The sequence below is a fragment of the Streptomyces sp. NPDC002130 genome, assembly GCF_040296465.1.
In the GTDB taxonomy this organism is placed as follows: Bacteria; Actinomycetota; Actinomycetes; order Streptomycetales; family Streptomycetaceae; genus Streptomyces.
Genome location: NZ_JBEOXI010001106.1, coordinates 1 through 1143, shown reverse-complemented (window position 1 = coordinate 1143; position 1143 = coordinate 1). Strand labels below are relative to the sequence as shown.

Annotated in this window: 1 protein-coding gene; it reads right to left on the bottom strand. The window is 64.0% G+C overall.

Going from position 1 to position 1143, the window contains the following annotated elements; genetic code table 11:
• On the bottom strand, positions 1 to 998 hold a 998-nt coding region (gene tal / locus ABT116_RS48805), incomplete at its 3' end, for a transaldolase (protein WP_351648028.1).
• Positions 999 to 1143: the final 145 nt, after the last annotated feature.

The window sequence follows — 1143 nt, the reverse complement described above, 5'->3', positions numbered from 1 at the left end:
AGCTGATCGTAGACCGCCTGCGACTCCTGAGCGGTGCCCGAGATCGTGTCGCCGGTGATCTCGCCGTGGTCGGCGAGAGCGTCGAGCGTCTTCTCCGGCATGGTGTTGACCGTGTTCGGCGCAACCAACTCGGTGACGTAGAGAGTATCGGGGTAATCCGGGTTCTTCACGCCGGTCGACGCCCACAGCGGACGCTGAGCCTTGGCGCCGTCGGACAGAAGAGCCTGGAAGCGCGGCTGCACCTCGAAGATCTGCTGGTACGCGTTGTACGCCAGACGTGCGTTTGCGAGTGCAGCCTTGCCACGAAGCTCGAGGGCTTCCGGCGTGCCGATTGCCGTGAGGCGGTTGTCGATCTCGGAATCCACGCGGGAAACGAAGAACGAGGCGACCGACTCGATGGACGAGATGTCGCGGCCGGCAGCCTTGGCGGTGTCCAGACCTTCCAGGTATGCGCCCATGACTGCTTCGTAGCGCTCGACCGAGAAGATCAAGGTGACGTTGACGCTGATGCCCTCGCCGATCACCTTGGCGATGGCGGGAATGCCTGCCAACGTCGCGGGGATCTTGATCAGGACGTTCGGGCGATCGACGATCTTGTGCAGCTCGATCGCCTGCGCGACGGTGGCGTCGGTGTCGTGTGCCAGGCGAGGATCGACCTCGATGGACACGCGTCCGTCGACGCCGTTCGACGCCTCGAACTGCGGAGCCAGGATGTCACACGCAGCACGCACGTCGTCGGTGGTCACCGCGGTGATGGTGGCGTCGACATCGGCGCCGCGCTGTGCGAGCTCACGGACCTGAGCGTCGTAGGCCGATCCCTTGGAGAGTGCTGCCTGGAAGATCGACGGGTTGGTCGTGACGCCCACGATCGACTTCGTGTCGATGAGGTTCTGCAGGTTGCCGGACTGGATGCGATCCCGCGAGAGGTCGTCGAGCCAGATGGAAACGCCTGCAGCGGAGAGCTTTTCGGTATTCACGTTCTGTGTCATCGAGATCATCCCTTCACAGCTGCGAGGGAGCGCTGCGCGGCTTCGACAGTCGCGTCGGCAGTGATGCCGAACTCCCGGAACAAGGTCTTGTAATCGGCGGAAGCGCCGTAGTGCTCGAGCGAGACGGCCTGACCGGCGTCGCCGAGGATGCGCC